Annotated in this window: 13 protein-coding genes and 3 pseudogenes; 15 read left to right on the top strand and 1 reads right to left on the bottom strand. The window is 62.0% G+C overall.

Annotation, left to right across the window (positions count from 1 at the left end; all coding sequences use genetic code 11):
• Nucleotides 1-13: 13 nt before the first annotated feature.
• The 13 genes and pseudogenes from F0311_RS08765 to F0311_RS08705 all read left to right on the top strand — a co-directional run bounded on the left by F0311_RS08765 (nt 14) and on the right by F0311_RS08705 (nt 10,697).
• Nucleotides 14-769: an SDR family NAD(P)-dependent oxidoreductase gene (locus F0311_RS08765; RefSeq protein ID WP_150461545.1), complete on the top strand. Its 756-nt coding sequence runs from the start codon at nt 14-16 to the stop codon at nt 767-769.
• A 26-nt stretch (nt 770-795) separates the two neighbouring features.
• Nucleotides 796-1,317 carry a type II 3-dehydroquinate dehydratase gene (locus F0311_RS08760; protein WP_150461544.1) on the top strand — a complete coding sequence of 174 codons (522 nt, stop codon included), beginning with the start codon at nt 796-798 and terminating at the stop codon, nt 1,315-1,317.
• 15 nt (nt 1,318-1,332) lie between these two features.
• On the top strand, nt 1,333-2,061 hold the full coding sequence (locus F0311_RS08755; protein ID WP_150461543.1) for an alpha/beta fold hydrolase: 729 nt from the start codon (nt 1,333-1,335) through the stop codon (nt 2,059-2,061).
• An 8-nt stretch (nt 2,062-2,069) separates the two neighbouring features.
• Nucleotides 2,070-2,474 (top strand): Zn-ribbon domain-containing OB-fold protein, encoded by a 405-nt coding sequence (locus F0311_RS08750; RefSeq protein WP_150461542.1) that lies wholly within the window; start codon nt 2,070-2,072, stop codon nt 2,472-2,474.
• A complete protein-coding gene (locus F0311_RS08745) occupies nt 2,471-3,634 on the top strand; it encodes a thiolase family protein (protein ID WP_150461541.1) in 1,164 nt (387 codons plus the stop codon). The genes F0311_RS08750 and F0311_RS08745 overlap by 4 nt, the downstream gene beginning before the upstream one ends.
• Nucleotides 3,631-4,881 carry a CaiB/BaiF CoA transferase family protein gene (locus tag F0311_RS08740; RefSeq protein ID WP_150461540.1) on the top strand — a complete coding sequence of 417 codons (1,251 nt, stop codon included), beginning with the start codon at nt 3,631-3,633 and terminating at the stop codon, nt 4,879-4,881. Before F0311_RS08745 ends, F0311_RS08740 begins: the two co-directional genes overlap by 4 nt.
• Entirely contained in the window at nt 4,878-5,678 is an 801-nt protein-coding gene (locus F0311_RS08735; RefSeq protein WP_317982585.1) for an alpha/beta fold hydrolase, read from the top strand. The genes F0311_RS08740 and F0311_RS08735 overlap by 4 nt, the downstream gene beginning before the upstream one ends.
• 73 nt (nt 5,679-5,751) lie before the next feature.
• Entirely contained in the window at nt 5,752-6,063 is a 312-nt protein-coding gene (locus F0311_RS19030) for an MmgE/PrpD family protein (RefSeq protein WP_223881228.1), read from the top strand.
• 121 nt (nt 6,064-6,184) lie between these two features.
• Nucleotides 6,185-7,336, top strand: coding sequence for an IS30 family transposase (locus tag F0311_RS08725; protein WP_150461670.1), 1,152 nt, complete (start codon nt 6,185-6,187; stop codon nt 7,334-7,336).
• Complete coding sequence (locus tag F0311_RS19025; protein WP_191089833.1) at nt 7,333-7,761, top strand: MmgE/PrpD family protein; 429 nt, start codon at nt 7,333-7,335, stop codon at nt 7,759-7,761. Before F0311_RS08725 ends, F0311_RS19025 begins: the two co-directional genes overlap by 4 nt.
• Before the next feature lie 368 nt (nt 7,762-8,129).
• Nucleotides 8,130-9,337: pseudogene (locus F0311_RS08715) on the top strand (thiolase family protein).
• Nucleotides 9,338-9,350: 13 nt separating this feature from the next.
• Nucleotides 9,351-10,027: pseudogene (locus F0311_RS08710) on the top strand (3-oxoacid CoA-transferase subunit A).
• Nucleotides 10,024-10,697: pseudogene (locus tag F0311_RS08705) on the top strand (3-oxoacid CoA-transferase subunit B). The pseudogenes F0311_RS08710 and F0311_RS08705 overlap by 4 nt, the downstream one beginning before the upstream one ends.
• On the opposite strand, the gene F0311_RS08700 reads toward F0311_RS08705, so the two are convergent.
• Nucleotides 10,689-13,979, bottom strand: a complete 3,291-nt coding sequence (locus F0311_RS08700; protein WP_150461538.1) for a beta-phosphoglucomutase family hydrolase — start codon at nt 13,977-13,979, stop codon at nt 10,689-10,691. The pseudogene F0311_RS08705 and the gene F0311_RS08700 overlap by 9 nt on opposite strands.
• A gap of 327 nt (nt 13,980-14,306) precedes the next feature.
• Between F0311_RS08700 and F0311_RS08695 the strand changes: the two genes are divergently transcribed.
• Together F0311_RS08695 and F0311_RS08690 are read left to right on the top strand one after the other, a co-directional pair.
• Nucleotides 14,307-15,287: an acyl-CoA thioesterase gene (locus tag F0311_RS08695; RefSeq protein WP_150461537.1), complete on the top strand. Its 981-nt coding sequence runs from the start codon at nt 14,307-14,309 to the stop codon at nt 15,285-15,287.
• Between the two features lie 18 nt (nt 15,288-15,305).
• Nucleotides 15,306-16,580: a hypothetical protein gene (locus tag F0311_RS08690; RefSeq protein WP_150461536.1), complete on the top strand. Its 1,275-nt coding sequence runs from the start codon at nt 15,306-15,308 to the stop codon at nt 16,578-16,580.
• The last annotated feature ends 25 nt before the right edge of the window (nt 16,581-16,605 follow it).

Genomic DNA, 16,605 nt, shown 5'->3' with positions numbered 1-16,605 from the left:
AGGATCAACACCCGTGGAACCCAACAGTCGGGTCGTTATTGTCACAGGAGCCGGTCAGGGCATCGGAGCCAAGTACGCCCATGAGTTCGCCGCCCAGGGCGACAAAGTAGTGGCTGCCGATATCAACCAGGTCGCCGTCGAAAAGGTCGCCGCTGAGATCCAGTCCGCCGGCCAGGAAGCCATCGGGCTGCCCGTAGACGTCAGTGATCAAGGTAGTGTTTCCAAGCTCGTCAGTCAGACGGTGGAGCACTATGGAACGGTCCATGTGCTCATTAACAATGCCGCGATCTTCTCCTCGCTGAAGATGAAACCGTTCGAAGAGATCAGTGTGGATGAGTGGGAGAAGGTTTTCGCGGTCAACACCCGCGGTGTGCTGCTGATGTGCCAGGCGGTAGCCCCCTACATGAAGGAGCAGCGCTTCGGCCGCATCGTCAACATCTCATCCAGTGTGGTGGTCACCGGACGCGCCAACTACGCCCATTACGTGGCGTCGAAGGGAGCCGTTCAGGCGTTCAACAAGGCGCTGGCTACCGAGCTCGGTGACTACGAAGTCACCGCCAACGTCGTCAGCCCGCACGGCATTGTGACCGAAATCCCGCGCGAAACCATCACTGACGACAACTGGAAGGAGCTGCTGAAGGAGCACGCTATCAAGCGGAAAGGCACTCCTGAAGATGTCCTCTCCGCCGTCAGATTCTTCGCATCGAATGAAGCCGGCTACATCACCGGCCAGTCCTTGCTGGTCGACGCCGGGCTCCGTTACACCTAAAGAAACAGAACTACAGGAGGAAGATCATGCCAGAGCACAATGTCGTTCGTCAGAGCAGCAGGAAACACCGCATTGCCGTCATCGACGGTCCTAATATGTCCAGCCTGGGCCGTCGAAGCAAACAGGTCTACGGCAGCATCCAGTCGCTGGAGGATCTTCAGACCTACGTCAAAGAGTACGCCGAAAGGCTCGGCGCCGAGGTCGAGACCTTCGATTCGAACCATGAAGGCGAGATTCTGGAGTACATTCACGAATCCGGCGCCCGAGTGGACGGCTACATCATCAATCCGGCCGGCCTGACCACCAAGGGCGAAGGTGTGCGGCACGCACTCGAGGACACTGGGCGCCCAGTAGTGGAGGTCCACTTTGCCAATATCCAGGCCTCTGCAGGCTCCAGCCGCGGCCTCGGAGGTGGGCGGATCGCTTCCAGCTTCACCCACACTGCCACCGGCATGTGCATGGGTCTGCGGCAGTACAGCTACGCAGGCGCTCTGGTGGCCCTTATCCACGGCCTCGACGATGAGAACTTTCTGGCGCCCGGCGCGTGAGTGAGGCAGGAATCCGTGTACCCCGTTCTTGGTCTGCACTCCCTCTTCTTCGACGGGAAGATGTTTGATCAGCTTAGCCAGGCCACCGGACGAACGGTGCTCGCCCCTGACCACCGCGGTCAGGGCACGCGAAGCGCGGAAGAGCCCGGAACGGTGGATGAACTGGCAGGCGACGTCGTCGGGCTTCTGGACACTTTGCCCGCACCGGTTCACCTTGTCGGCTCCTCAATGGGGGCTTATGTGGCGATGATCGTCGCAGCCACTAAGCCGGAACGGGTCCGGACCTGTACCCTTTCCGCCGCCACTGCCGATGCCGAGCAGCGCCCAGAAAAGTTCGACGGACTGGTCGCACAGCTGCGGGACAAGGGGCCGGCGGCCATAGTGGAGCAGATCGGTGCCACCATGTTTGGCAACTGGTTTCTTCGCCAAGGCGACGCTGCCCGAGACTACTGGTTGGAACACTTTGCCAGTTTGGATACCGGTGTGGGCACTGCTGCGGAGAAGGTCTTCCGCCGTCGGGAACTGTGGGCCGAGGTCTTGAGCATCCGATCGCCCCTGCTGCTGCTGGCGGGTAGGCAGGACACGGCAAAGTCACCTGCCGATATGGAACGAATCAGTGAGCGGACGGGTGCCTCGGCGCCGATAGTCTTCGAGAAGTCAGGGCACACGCCGTTCGTTGAGCAGCCGACCGAAGTAGCTGATGTGCTGGCGAAATTCTGGCAGCACCATGAAGAGAGAAGGTAGGACATCAAATGTCTGATGCGGAATTGGTACTGGAGCCTGAGCCGGACATAGGGGAGGGCCAGCCGGCGGTGCTGACAGGCTCAGGCCTGCTGCAAGGGGGACGCTGCCGCGCCTGCGCAGCACACAGCTTCCCGCGCGCTTATGTGTGTCACCGATGCCATGCAAGCGACATCGAAATCATTGAACTTCCAGCGGACGGGACTCTTTATTCCTGGACCACCGTTCACATCTCCCCCGCCTTTGAGACCCCGTACACCCTCGGGTATGTCGACCTGCTGCCTGACCTGCGGGTTTTCGCACAGGTGCTGGTGACGGATGAGCGACTGGCCTGTAATCTGCCGGTCACCGTACGCACGACCCAGCAGAGCCCCACAGGATGGGCATTCGTGGAGAAAGAAGGTGAGCTGTCATGACGACGACTACCACCGGAAATGCTGCTTCTGTGGTCAGTGGTGCAATGATCCGCATGGGCAAGCACCGCGAGTCCTCGTATTCGGGACTGGCGGTCCCGGCTGTACGGAGAGCACTCCGTGACGCAGGAATCGAGAAGTCAGAGCTCGACGCCGTCTTCTGCGGCCACGCTTTCGGTGGGATGCTCACTGGTCAGCGCATCCTGAAGGAGCTTGGGGTCGGGCACATCCCCGTGACTAATGTGGACAACGCCTGTTCCGGCGGAGCCACTGCCGTGCACCTGGCAGTGCAGGCAGTGCAGGAGGGCAGAGCTGAGATTGCGCTCGCCATCGGTGTCGACAAGCTCACCCAGTTCGGAGGAGGCACCCTGCCGCTGGTCCAGGAGGACCCTGAGGTGCAGAACGGTGTGGTGATGCCTGCCATCTACGCCATGCGGGCGCAGCGTTTTCTGCATGAGAGAAAAGCTACTGTGTCAGATTTGGCCGCAGTGAGCGTCAAGGCACGCCGCCATGGCGCAGCCAACCCCTATGCGCAGTTCCAGTCGGAGGTCACCGAGGCGGACGTGCTCAATTCGCGTCCCATCTCGGACCCCTTGACCCTGATGCAGTGCTGCCCCACCGGCGACGGCGCAGCGGCGGTGATCGTCATGGCCGAGGGTGTTCGCCGACGCCGAGGGCAGAAGGGAATGCGGACTGTGGCCTCGGTGCTGCACTCTGGGCAGTTCGAAGCCGGGTTCCGGAATATGTTGCGCCCGGAGATCTCCCGAGCCTCGGCGCAGGAGGCCTATGAACAGGCTGGCGGCGGTAGCGAGGATATTGATGTCATCGAGCTCCATGACGCCTTCAGCATTGCTGAACTCATCTACTACGAGGCGCTGGGGATCTCTCCCGACGGTGAAGCAGTCTCTTGGCTGCGTCAGGGCAGGACCACCTACGGCGGGGATGTGGTGGTCAATCCCTCCGGCGGCCTGCTGTCCAAAGGACACCCAGTGGGCGCCAGTGGAGTCGCCCAGGTGGTCGAAGCCTTGTGGCACTTGGAAGACCGTGCCGGCGCGCGCCAAGTCGAAGGAGCCCGGCGGGCCCTGACCCATGTCACTGGAGGAGGCATCGCCGGCTTGGACCACGGCGCCTGCACTGTCCACATCTTCGAAAGGAACGCATGAATCCCAGTTCTCCGGGCGCACTGCTCGACGGTGTGCGCATCGTCGACCTGACGACCTTCCTCTCTGGGCCTTTCGGTACCCAGATGCTTGCCGATGCCGGTGCGGATGTGATCAAGGTAGAGCCCCTGCAGGGCGACTCGAGTCGGAGCATTCCGCCGCATTTTGTCGGCGAGGATAGTGCATACTATCTGGCCAATAACCGCTCCAAACGTTCTATCGCTATCGACGCCAAGGACCCCGAGGGATTATCTGCCATCAGGAAGCTGATCGAGACGGCTGACATCGTCATCGAGAATTTCCGGCCGGGAGTCTGCCAGCGCCTGGGTCTTGATCCCGAAGAGATTCGGCGCGAGCGTCCAGAGCTTGTTTGGGCTTCGATCAGCGGCTTCGGACAGACCGGACCATGGAAGGACAAGCCTGCCTACGACATGATCGTCCAGGCGCTCTCCGGAGTGATGAGTTTGACTGGAGAGCGGGATGAAGATCGCCCTGCCGTTCGGCTGGGCATCCCGGTCGGGGATCTGGTCGCCGGTATGTTCGCAGCGTTCGGAAGTCTGGCATCCTATATTCGCAGACTGCGCACCGGGAAGGGCGCGCACATCGACGTCTCGATGCTGGACGGTCAGCTGGTGATGACCAGTTACCAGGCGGTCTACGCCATGCTCAGTGGTGTCACTCCCGGCCGTCAGGGCGCGGGCCACGATTCGATCCCCACATACCGATCTTTCCGCGCCGGAGACCGCCGGGAGTTCGTGATCACGGCAAACACGGACCGGATGTGGGAAGGTCTGTGCCGAGTGTTGGGCCGCGAGGACCTGATCACCGATTCACGGTTCCTCTCGGCAGCGGAGCGTCTTCGGAACAAGCTTGAGCTCTGGGAGATTCTGGAAGCTGAATTCACCACGAGCGACGCCGCGACCTGGGTCGACCGACTGGAGGCTGAGCGTGTTCCCTGCGGCCTGATCAAAACGGTGACTGAAGCACTTGAAGATGGGCGCATCGCCGGCCGGGAGATGGTAGTGCAGCTGGATGACCCGCAGGGCCGATCTGTAAAGGTGGTGGGCAATCCTGTTCGGCTGATGGAGTCTGGCGGATATGAGCCTCAGGGCTACTCCTACCCACCGCAGTTGGGTGAGCACTCCGAGGCTCTGTTGCGAGAAGTAGGAATTGATGAGCAGAGCATAACAAGCTTGCGGGAGCGTGGCGTGATCGGCGTGCCGTCAGCCACTGAAGGGCGCTGCGGGTGAGAAGGGAGACGCTTTCTCTCGGACAGGTGCAGACCCGGGTCTGCACCTGGGGTGAGCCGGGAAATCTTCCTGTGATAGCACTGCATTCAGCAGGGTTAGATGCGACCTCCTTAGAGAGATTTGCTGTCATTGCCGCAGCTTCCGACTATTTCGTCCTCGCCCCTGACCTTCGGGGCCATGGGGAGTCTGAGGCTGCCCCGCACCAGGTGTCGCTGGCTGACATGGCTGAGGACGTGGTGGACATGGCTCAGCAGTTTTCCCTCAAGCGTCCCCGGCTACTGGGCATTTCTCTGGGAGGAATCGTCGCTGGTCTCGTCGCGGCGGCTGCTCCGGAACGCTGGACCAACCTGACGGTGTTCTGCTCGCCGGATCAGGGGTATGAGACTTTCCGGGACCGAGCGGTGGCCACGGAGCAAGGGATGCAGTCACTGATGGAGGAGACGTTGCATCGGTGGTTCACTGAGGACGATATTAGAAGTCAGACCGACTTTGTAGTTTCTGCGCAGCAGACCCTCGCCCGGATGGATCCGGCATGCTGGGACGCGCTGTGGCGTGATTTTGCCGATTTCACAGGATGGCGAGCAGCATGTGCGCTTGACGTGCTGTGCGTCAGCGGAGGCAGCGACAAGTCCACCCCGCCGGAGAAAGTGGGTTTGATCGCTGACGTTCTTAAGGGCCGACATGTGACGATTTCTTCTGCTCCTCACCTGCTGTTGATCAGCCACGCCCAGCAGGCTTTCCATCTATGGCAGAAGTTTACCGAGCAGTGGTGTAGGAGTTCGGATCACTGCCTGTAGTATCCAACTCGGCCCATCTCACTGTTGTAGAGCGAGAGGCTACCGTGGAAGCGGCGGTCCGAATCAGGAGGTTTTGAATCCCCAACTTCGGGCAGACGGCTGGCACGCCACGAGTGTTCTTGGAAGTCTAGGAGCCGTTGCAGCCAGCTCTCGGTTTCTTGGCTTAGGCGTGGAGCAGACTATTGCAGCGATCGCGATCGCGGCTTCGGCCGCTTCTGGACTCAGGGGGAACTTTGGCACAATGGTGAAGCCCTTGCACGCTGGTGCGGCGGCGCGAACTGGAGTCATGGCAGCTCAGCTGGCGAGTTGCGGGGTCACTGGCGCGATCGGAGCATTAGAGGACTCATATGGATTCCTGGGGACTTTCGGGGGAAGCGGAATCTAGATCTTACGGTGCTAGACGCGTGTGGCCACGGTGGTGTCATACGGTGTTTGCAACGCTCTACTGAGAGTGAGTCGTTGTGCGCGTGAAGTTTTCCCAGGATGTTCGTGACCGGTTCATCGACATGGTCTGCCAGGGCGCCACTCTCGGTGATGCGGCAGTCGCTGTCGGCGGAACGGCGGGGTCCGGGAAGGGATGGTGGCCCCACACTGGGATGGTGAGACTCAGGCGCGGTAGACACCAAGGCGGCGGTATCGATGACCCCGCACCCGATGACGGAATGCCTGGCGGCAGGCTGCTGACCCTGGGGGATCGGATGGTGATCCAGCTCGGCCGCCGCCAGGGCATGTCTTATGCCGCGATCGGCGCCGAGATCGGACGCGATAAGTCCGTGGTCTACCGCGAAGTGGCCCGTAACAGCAGTCCCGACGGGGCCTACTACGCCCGCGTCGCCCATACCCGCACCCATCAGCGCCGGCACCGCCCGAAACCTTTCACTCTGGCCGAAAACACGCGCCTGTGCCAAGTGATCGAGGAATGGATGGACGAGGGCTGGTCGCCGAAGCTGATCTCGGTAATGCTTCCGATCGTCTTCGGCGACGATCAGACTATGAGGGTGAGCCACGAGACGATCTACCAAGCCCTCTACGTGCAGACCCGCGGGAACCTGCGAGCCGATCTGCACCAGAGGCTCTCCCTGAAACGCCGCTCCCGGGTCTCTAAGTCCGCCCCAAGAGTGAGCAACAGCCCGTTCAAGGAAGCGTTCAAGATCAGCCAGCGGCCGGCCGAGGTCGCAGATCGGGCAGTGCCCGGGCACTGGGAAGGCGACCTGATCATTGGTGGCGGAAACCACTCGGCGATCGGCACCTTGGTCGAGCGTGCCAGCCGGTTCACGATCCTGCTGCACCTGCCCGGCAAATACAACGCGGATGTGGTCGCTCAGGCGATGATCACCGCGATGCGAGACCTGCCGGCACATCTGCGGCGGTCGGTGACCTGGGATCGCGGTAGCGAGCTGGCCCGCTACGAGAAGATCCAGCTCGCCCTGGATGCCCAAGTATTCTTCTGCGATCCTCACTCGCCCTGGCAACGGGGAACAAACGAGAACACCAACCAGCTACTCCGACACTGGTTCGCCAAAGGCAGCGACCTCACCGGCTACACCGCCACCGACCTGCGCCGCATCCAAGACACGCTCAACCGCAGACCCCGACCGACCCTAGATCTGCACACCCCGGCCAACCGACTGGCCCAATTCCTCCACACAGCAGCTTGAAACCCCCGAAGTTGCAAACACCACTTGACACCACCCACCCCTGGGAGGTCGAAACCGAATTCGGGCTCGCCATTAAACGATATCCATCTTGTGGCGCGACGCACCCAGCCATCGATGCAGCTATAGAGTTGCGGAACACGGTTGCCACTTCAGATATCGATGCGATAACGATCGGAGTCTCGCAACAGACTATGAGTTCGCGTCTTTACCGATCCCCGACAACTGAGTTGGAAGCCAAGTTTAGCCTCGAATTTTGTGTCGCCCATGCTCTCAGTCGAGGGAGGGTGAACCAGGCGGCGTTTGATGGATCTGCGTGGAAGGCACCTGAGGTGCCCGCACTGATGGAGAAGGTCCGTATCCAGGTTGACGATAGGGTGCGCCACAATAGTGAGTGGGGGCAGCAGTCACTGTTTATGCGAACCTAGAAAGATATGAAGCGTTAGTCGAGGTCGCAAAAGGTAAACCTGAATCTTGGCTGACCACCGATGAACTATGGGAGAAATTTGAGTCCTGTGTAAAACTGGTTCTTGGATCTGAGGTCGCAGTTACATCTTTCGAACTACTCCAAGGATTGCCGGAGTGTCCCTCAGTTGGGCGAACAGTACGATTGCTTAGGCCGTAGTGAAGGACTGCAAAAGAAAATTACGGAAGTTTCATTATGTTTTATAATTAAAGGATACCTAAAATATATTGCTGGAGTAGCTGCAGTGATTGCTAGCCTTATATTAGTAATATGTCGCGATTTTAAATATTAAGATTGGTCTCGATAAGACAGATTGGTGATCTGTAAGTGGTGCGCGAAGCATACGTATATGGTGGGGTGCGTACTCCATTTGGAAAGATTGCGGGTGCGTTGGCGGGGGTCCGGCCGGATGACCTGGCGACTATCGTGATCACGACGCTCATCGAGCGTGCCCCGGGCTTGAGTCTTGTGAGAGCTGGAGACGTCGTGGGCAAGGTCATCTTTGGCAACGCAAATGGGGCCGGTGAAGAGAACCGCAATGTTGCTCGAATGGCCTGGTTACTGGCTGGGGGATCCGTGAAAGTGCCAGGCGCTACCATCAACAGACTCTGTGGTTCGTCTCTAGATGCGGCAATTGCAGGGGTGAGAAAAGTGCTGCTTGGAGAGACTGACTTGGTATTGGTTGGCGGCGTCGAATCTATGTCCCGCGCCCCATAGGTGCTGCCGAAGCCTGAGCGGCCTTATCCATTGAGTAACGAGGAGTTGGTCGACAGTTCCTTGGGGTGGAGGTTGGTAAATCGCCGCATGCCTAAAGAATGGACCGTGTCACTCGTCCAGGCGACTGAGCAACTGCGCGAGAAGCACCGGATTACCCGAGATCGGCAGGACGAATTCGCCGTCAACTCGCACCGCCTGGCTACTATGGCATGGGACCAAGGCCACTATGACTCTCTAACGGTAAAGCTGGGCGGTGTGAAACTAAATCGAGACCAGACAATCCGCCCCGATACTACAATCGAGACGCTGGCAGAACTGCGAACGGCCTTGCGTAAGGACGGTACAACGGTGACGGCCGGGAATGCTTCTCCTTTGAATGATGGAGCTTCTGCGGCCTGGATTGGCTCGGGAAGAGCATCTGAAGTGCTGGGGACCAATCCGCAAGCACGAGTTGCAGGGTGGGCTGCCGCAGCCAACGAACCTCAATACTTCGGTTACGCACCTGTTGAGGCTGCCACTCGAGCATTGTCTAGAGCAGGCATCAACTGGCACGATGTGGGGGCCGTAGAGCTCAATGAAGCTTTTGCAGCACAGGCATTGGTCTGCCTAGACGCATGGGGATTTGGCACTGAGCACGACCCGAGCATTGTTAATGCCTGGGGTGGCGCGATTGCCATCGGCCATCCCCTGGGTGCGACTGGAACGCGAGTGCTGGCAACTCTTGCTCGCCGCATGGAGGTCTCGGGTGTGCAATGGGGGGTGGCACCCTCTGCATCGGAGTAGGCCAGGGCCTGGCCGTCGTGCTGGAGAACACCAACTGAGAGGAGCTGCCCCATGTCAGAGACCGTTGAGACTCCACAGGACGCGGTGGCGGCCGTGAGTGACGGCGCGACTGTCTTGATGGGGGGCTTCGGCAACGCCGGTCAGCCGATGGAACTCATCGACGCGCTGCTGGACTTTGGAGCTACGGATCTGACCGTGGTGAACAACAACGCCGGCCAGCAGGACGCCGGTCTAGCGTTGCTCATCAAGGAGCGTCGGGTGACCAAGATCATCTGCTCCTTCCCTCGGCAGTCTGACTCCTGGCACTTCGACGCCGCTTATCGTGCAGGAGAGATTGAACTCGAGCTGGTACCCCAGGGCAATCTAGGGGAGCGGCTGCGGGCTGCTGGTGCAGGCATCAGCGCGTTCTTCACTCCGACCGGCTACGGCACCGAGCTAGCGGAAGGGAAAAAACTTGGGAGATCAATGGCCGAAATTACGTACTGGAGCATCCGCTGCACGGTGATGTTGCGCTGATCAAGGCTTTGCGCGCAGACCGCGCAGGGAATTTGGTCTATCGGAAGACGTCACGGAACTTCGGTCCGATCATGGCTGCGGCGGCCGACCACACTGTGGTGCAGGTGGATGAGTTGGTCGAGACCGGCGAAATCGACCCCGAGACCGTGGTAACACCAGGAATCTATGTAGACACAATCACAGTCGTGCCTGCCGGAAGGAACGGACAATGAATATTACTACGCAGACTGTAGAGAAGCTGACTCGGCAGGACTTGGCTGCCAAGGTCGCAGCGGATATTGCCCCGGGATCATACGTGAACCTCGGCATCGGCCAGCCCACCATGGTCGCCGACTATCTGACTCCCGAGCAGGACGTCACAATCCATACCGAAAACGGGATGCTCGGCACGGGCCGGGCAGCTGCCGTGGATGAGATCGACGAGGATCTGATCAACGCTGGCAAGATCCCGTGACCGAGACTCCTGGTGCCAGCTACTTCCACCACGCGGACTCTTTTGCGATGATGCGTGGCGGGCACCTGGACGTCTGCGTTCTCGGAGCTTTCCAAGTGTCTGCTGCCGGGGATCTGGCGAACTGGTCCACTAGCGCTCCTGACGCGATCCCTGCCGTGGGCGGTGCGATGGACTTAGCGATCGGTGCCAAGGAGACCTGGGTGATGATGAGCCTCTTCGCCAAAGACGGCACCCCGAAGATCGTCCCTGAGCTCACCTACCCGGTCACCGGCCTGGCGTGCGTCACCCGCATCTACACCGACCACGGTGCCTTTCACCTCACCAGCGACGGCCTGCGTCTCCAGCAACCCCACGGCCTGACCCGAGAAGCCCTCTGCACCCGCCTCGACGTAGGGCTGATGACCTCCTCCTGGGGGTCCTCAGGATGAGGGGGTGGTGTTCGGCTCCAGCTGGGGCTGGGCGTCGTCGTTGGCTGCTTCCACGTTCTGCCGGGCGGCACTGGCAGCCTTGGGGCGTTCGTGGGCGCGGGCGTGGTGCTCCAGCCTCACCGTCCACACCTCGCCGGGCTCCATGAGCTTGTGCTTGCCCTCCACATTGACATCGATCGGCTCCGCGGAACCCTCCGAGAGGTTCAGGGTCACGTGGTTGTGGTTGATCCGCACCAGGATCGGCTGGTTGCGGTAGCGCATCCGGAAGGTCACCTCCGGCACCTCATCGGGCAGCAGCGGGTGCAGCCACAGCGCATCCGCGCGGGTCTCCACCCCGCCGTAGCAGCGCAGCACCATGTCCACTGTCCCAGCCATCGCGCCCAGGTGGATGCCCTCACGGGTAGTCCCGCCCTGGGTGTCCGAAAGATCAGCCTCCAGGGCCTCCTTGAACAGGTTCCAGGATCCCGCCCGGTCATAGCGAGCCGCCACCCAGCCGTGCACCACCCGGGAGAGGGTGGACCCGTGCGATGACCGCGCCAGGTAGTACTCGATGGTGCGGCTGAAGTCCTCATCAGTGAGCTCATAGCCCATATGCGCCAGGGTCTGGATCAGCTCCTCGGAGCTGAACAGGTAGCAGAGCATGAGCACATCGGCCTGCTTGGAGAGCTTGTATCGGTTGGTGGCATCGCCCTCGGCCTGCAGGATCAAATCCAGGCGGCCGATATTGCCGTACTTGGTCTTATAGCCCTCCCAGTCGAACTCCAGCAGATCCTCGTAGCCCTCGAACTGGCTGATGATCCCGTCTTCGTGGAAAGGCACCTGCAGCCGGGCCGAAATATGCTCCCAGTGGTCCAGCTCATCTTCGAAAATGTCCAGCCACTCGCTCAGCGGATCATCCCGGGAATCCAGCTCCCGCACCAGCCGGGCGGTGTGCCGCAGCATCCAGGAGGTCAGCACATTGGTGTATGCATTGTTCTTCAGTCCAGAACCAGGGGCCTCCGGGTAGCCGTCGTGGTACTCATCCGGGCCCATCACCCCCTCGATGTGGTATCTGTCCGCCGCGGCGTCGTACTGGGTCATCGACACGAAGAACCGGCTGATCTCTACCAGTATCTCCGCGCCGTAGTCAGACAGGAAGGTGTAGTCCTGGGTGGCCTCAAAGTACTGCAGCACCGAGTACGCGATCGCTAAGGAGACGTGCCGCTGCCGGTGCGAATGATCCGGCATCCACATCTGGCTGCGCGGGTTCCACAGCTCGCTGGGGGTCTCCTCCCGCCCGTCGGAACCGGCCTGCCAGGGGAACATGGCCCCGGCATAGCCCTCAGTGCGCGCCGTAGCCCGCGCCTCGCCCAGTCGGCGGAACCGGTACATCAGGATCCCGCGGGTCAGTTCCGGGCGGCGCAGGGTCAGCATGGGGTACATGAACAGCTCATCCCAGAACAGGTGCCCACGGTAGCCCTCCCCAGAGAGCCCGCGGGCCGGCAGCGAGGCGTCCAGATCCCGCCGGGCGCCGAAGGCAGTCTGCAGCACGTGGAAAGTGTGCAGGTTCAGAGCCAGCTGCTGGCGGGAGTGCCCGGAGCCGATAGAGACGGCGAACCGGTGCCAGAGCGCGCCCCACATCTCCTCGTGGTAGGTGAGCATCTGCCGAAACCCGGTGGCCCGCTGCACCCGCTTTACCGCGTTGTGCCACACCGTAGAGATGGCATGGTCATGAGAGTTCGACGCCGCGGCGATCTTCTCGATGCGCACCGGCTCCCCCTTTGCCAGGTGCAGTGAGATATCGTGGCCGGCCACCAGGTCCGATTCCATCACCGGACGGCGCATCGGGGCGGTCTTGGTCAGCACCCGGGTGCGAGTGGCCACTGCGATCTGCACCTTGGACTGGTTGGTCTGGGTCTCCAGCAGCACGGTCTCGCCGTCCACCTCCCGGGAGTCCAACGCCTCTAAGTGGTTGCCGGCCAGCTCACGGTCGGCGGCCACATTCCGGTTGGCCACTCGGCCTTCGATCATCGAGCGGACGTTGATGTTGCCCGACCAGTTCTCCGCCTCAATCTTGATCTCCATGGCCGCCAGGTGCACCCCGGCCAGGGTCTGGAACTGGCGGAAGGTGACCTTGGTGCGCCGCCCGTGCAGGTCCTGGTAGCGGGCCACCCGGGTGACCAGTCCGCGGCGCATATCCAGCTCCTGGTAGTAGTCGAGCAGCTCCGGGGAGCCGGGCAGCAGCGGGTTGCCGGCCTCCGGGGTGATCTGCACATAGGTCCAGTCCGGAATGTTGACCATATGCTCGGTCTCCACCGTCTTGCCCATGATGTCGGTGTTCAGCCGGTTGAACACCCCGGCAATGTAGTTGCCCGGGTAGTGGGTGGCATCCGCAGAGGTGCCCGGATAGTTGGCCCGGGTGCCCCAGTAGCCGTTGGCCATATGGCAGAGCACCTCACGAGTGGGCTCCTGGAGCGGCTCGAAGGAGTCGTAGCTGAGCACCCAGTTGGGGTCATAAGGGCGGGTAGTGCGGGTGTGCAGTCGGGCCACCGAGAGGTCGGTGACCACTATATCGGCCCCTCCCTCCTTGAGCCGGCGCGGATCATCGCCACGATTCAGGCCCACCACCATGCCGAAGTCCCCGGCCCGCCCGGCCTGCACCCCGGAGACCGCATCTTCAATGACGATCGCATCCTGTGGCTCCACGCCCAGCTGGGTGGAGGCGTGCAAGAACATATCCGGGTTCGGTTTGCCCGGCAGGTTCAGCTGCAGGGCATCAGTGCCGTCGACAATGATGTCGAAGGCCTCCAGCAGATCCGCCCGGCGCAGCACCTCCCGGCCATTGCGGGAGGAGGTCACCAGAGCGGTGAGGATCCCATCGGTGCGCAGCTGCTCCATCAGCTCCACGGTGGTGTGAAAAACTTCGACGCCGTCCCGGTTCAGCACAGACTCGAAATAGCCCTGTTTGCGGGCGGCCAGACCGCAGACGGTCAGCTGCTCAGGGCCGTCGCCCAGCTGACCTTCCGGTATATGCAGTCCGCGGGCGCGCAGCATGGAGCGCACACCCTCCTCCCGTGGCCGGCCATCCACATAGTTGAGGTAGTCCTCCTCGGTGAACTCCGGCTGAGAGGCACCGGCAATCTCAGCCAGGGCGGCGTCGAACAGTTCCTTCCAGGCGGTGGAGTGCACGCTTGCGGTATCGGTGACCACCCCGTCCATATCGAAGAGCACGGCACGGAAGTGGCGCAGTGCGTGCCGCTTGGCCTCGGCGCTGTGGCGGAAGGGGTTCTCGAACGGGTGCATCGCTACCTCACGGTCTTCGCTGGGTCGAGGACTTTCAGGGGGTTCAGCTGGAGCACTTCGCTGTGCACGCGCACCCCATATTAGGCCGTGTGTATGTCATCACCATAAAGAACTCTGCATTTCGGCGATGTGTCAGTGCTTGTCCCGCTGGTGGCGCCTCCCTGACGTAGCCCGTATAGCCGCTCCGTGTCTGCACGGGGCCCAACGTCAGAGCCCCTGTCGCCGCCGCTCTCGGCCGACAAGGCGATGCCGGCCTTCGGGCCTTAAAGTCGGCGCGCCACTGCGCTCGCGCCTCAGAATCAGTTAGGGCGTTGTAACGTTGAGCACATGCCGCGCCGCTCCAGTGTTGAACTGACCTTCCGCGAGGTCACCGGCACCTCGCGGGAAACCACGGTGGCCGCCGGCGTCATCGTGGACTGGATCGATAAGACCGCCTATGCCTGCGCTGCCAGCTGGAGTAGGGCACAGTGCGTGACCGCTTATGTGGGGAACATGCACTTCACCGTGCCGGTGCCGCGCGACACCCCGGTGACCGTGCAGGCCCGAGTGGTGCACACCGGGCGCACCAGCATCCACGTGCAGACCCGGGTGCTCATCAAGAAGGAGGACGGGGGTTGGCAGACATGCACTGAGTGCTTCATGATCTATGTGGCCATCGGGCCCGACGGCGAACCTATGGAAGTGCCGCCGTTTGAGCCCAAGACCGAACTGCAGGCCCGCCGGGATGTAGACGCCGCCCGGCGTATGGACTATCGCAAACAGGTAGAGGAGACCATCCAGTCGTTGCCGGAATCCTTCGGCTCATCCGAGGCGTTGACCCTGCGTTTCCTGGTCCAGACCGATGAGCGCTACCCGGATGGCCGAATCCGTGGTGGCGCGGTGATGAAATGGATCGACCAGGCCGCCGAAATCTGCGCGGAACGCTACTGCGGCTATGACGTGCTCACTGTGCTCTCTGGAGGGGTGCGGTTCTACCGGCCCATCACCATCGGTGACCTGGTGGAGGTAGACGCTCGGCTGGTGCTCACCGGCTCCAAATCCATGCACGTGCTGGTCAGGGTGCGTGCCGGGGAGCGCTGGGAGCGCCACCCCGAGGTGGTGGCCTACGGGCTGCCGGTGATGGTCTCCCCCGACGGCACCGGGGCCGCCCGGCGAATTGTGCGCTGGGAGCCGATCAGCGAAGAGGACCACGAAGTGGCCGAGAAAGCACGCCGTATCCGGGACCTGCGCAACGCCACCCTGCTGACCCCCTCGCCCTACACCGGGCCTCATGAAGGTGTGGTGGACATGGAGACAGTCGGCAAGTAGTCAGGTAGTTTAGTGCCTATGAGCGATCAGCCAGGACAGCAGGACCCGAACGGAAATTCTTACAACCCACCGCCCAACCAGCCTGTCCCGAGCGATTCCCCGCAGGGCGCACCCCAGTGGCAGTACCCGCAGGACGCACCGCATGCTGAGTCCGCTGGCCAGGGATGGGGCCCCGGCCAGCCCTACCAGCAGACCTACCCGCCGCAGGGCGGATACCCCGGCCAGCAACAGCCCTACCCGGGGCAGCAGGGCGCCCAGCCCTACCAGCAGCCCAGCTATCAGCCCCAGGGCAGTCAGGGCGGGGGAGCACCGGCTAAGCCCAAGAAGGGCAAAGCCCCCACCGTGCTCACCGTAATCGGTGCGCTCAGCCTGGTGGTTGGCATCGTGCTGCTGATTGTGGGTGGACTGCTGTTCTGGCGAGCACTGCCCACCGATGTGCTCGACAGCAGCGGAAATCCCGGTCCGGATGCCATCGGCTACGCCGAGGCCGGGCAATCCTTCACCGCCGACCTGGACTCCAGCAGCAGCTACACCTTCTTCGGCGCCTACCCCAGTGGCGGTGGGGGAAGCTTTGAGGGCGGCCCCAACATCACCGCCCCCTCCGGGGAGCAGGAGATCGCCAACTGGGCCCAGGTGGACGCCTGGGTGGAGCAGGGCGGAACCACAGCAGAATCCGTCTGGACCTTCAGCCCTGAGGAGTCCGGCGAATACACCATCGAGACTCCGCCGGCCACCGGTGAGATCACCGTGATCCTGGCCGAGGGCGGCGAAGTCGGCGGATTCATCGGCAACATCATGGGCACCATCGGCGCCTTCCTGGTGGGCGGATTCCTGGCCTTCGTAGGCCTGGTGCTGCTGATCATCGGCATCATCATGGGTGTTTCCCGCCGCAAGAAGGCCAAGAAAGCCCGACAGAACGGCTCCGGCGGCCAGCAGCCTCAGTACCAGGGCTACCAGTATGGCCAGTACGGTCCGCAGGGCTACCAGCAGAGCACGACGCCGCCTGCCCCGCAGTACGGAGCAGGGGCACCTCATCTGTCCTCGCCCGAACCGGGTGCACCGGGGCAGCAGCAGTCTTATTATCAGCAGCCTTCGGCTGAGTCGTACCAGCAGCCGCCCTCAGCGCCCTCTGCGGAGTCCTTCCAGCAGGCACCTTCTGCCGAGTCTGCTCAGGACGGTGACCAGCCCCAGCAGCCGCAGCAGTGGGCACCGGGTCAGAATCAGCAGCCCGGACAGCCTGGCCCGCAGGGCAAGCCCGGCCAGCAGCAGCAGGGCCCCGAGTCCTACCAGTAAGACTCAGCTGAGCCCTGGCAGCCTG

Source organism: Nesterenkonia ebinurensis (assembly GCF_008711175.1).
Taxonomy (GTDB): domain Bacteria; phylum Actinomycetota; class Actinomycetes; order Actinomycetales; family Micrococcaceae; genus Nesterenkonia; species Nesterenkonia ebinurensis.
Note: the sequence above shows the minus strand (reverse complement) of the source record. Positions and strands in the feature narration are given on the sequence as shown.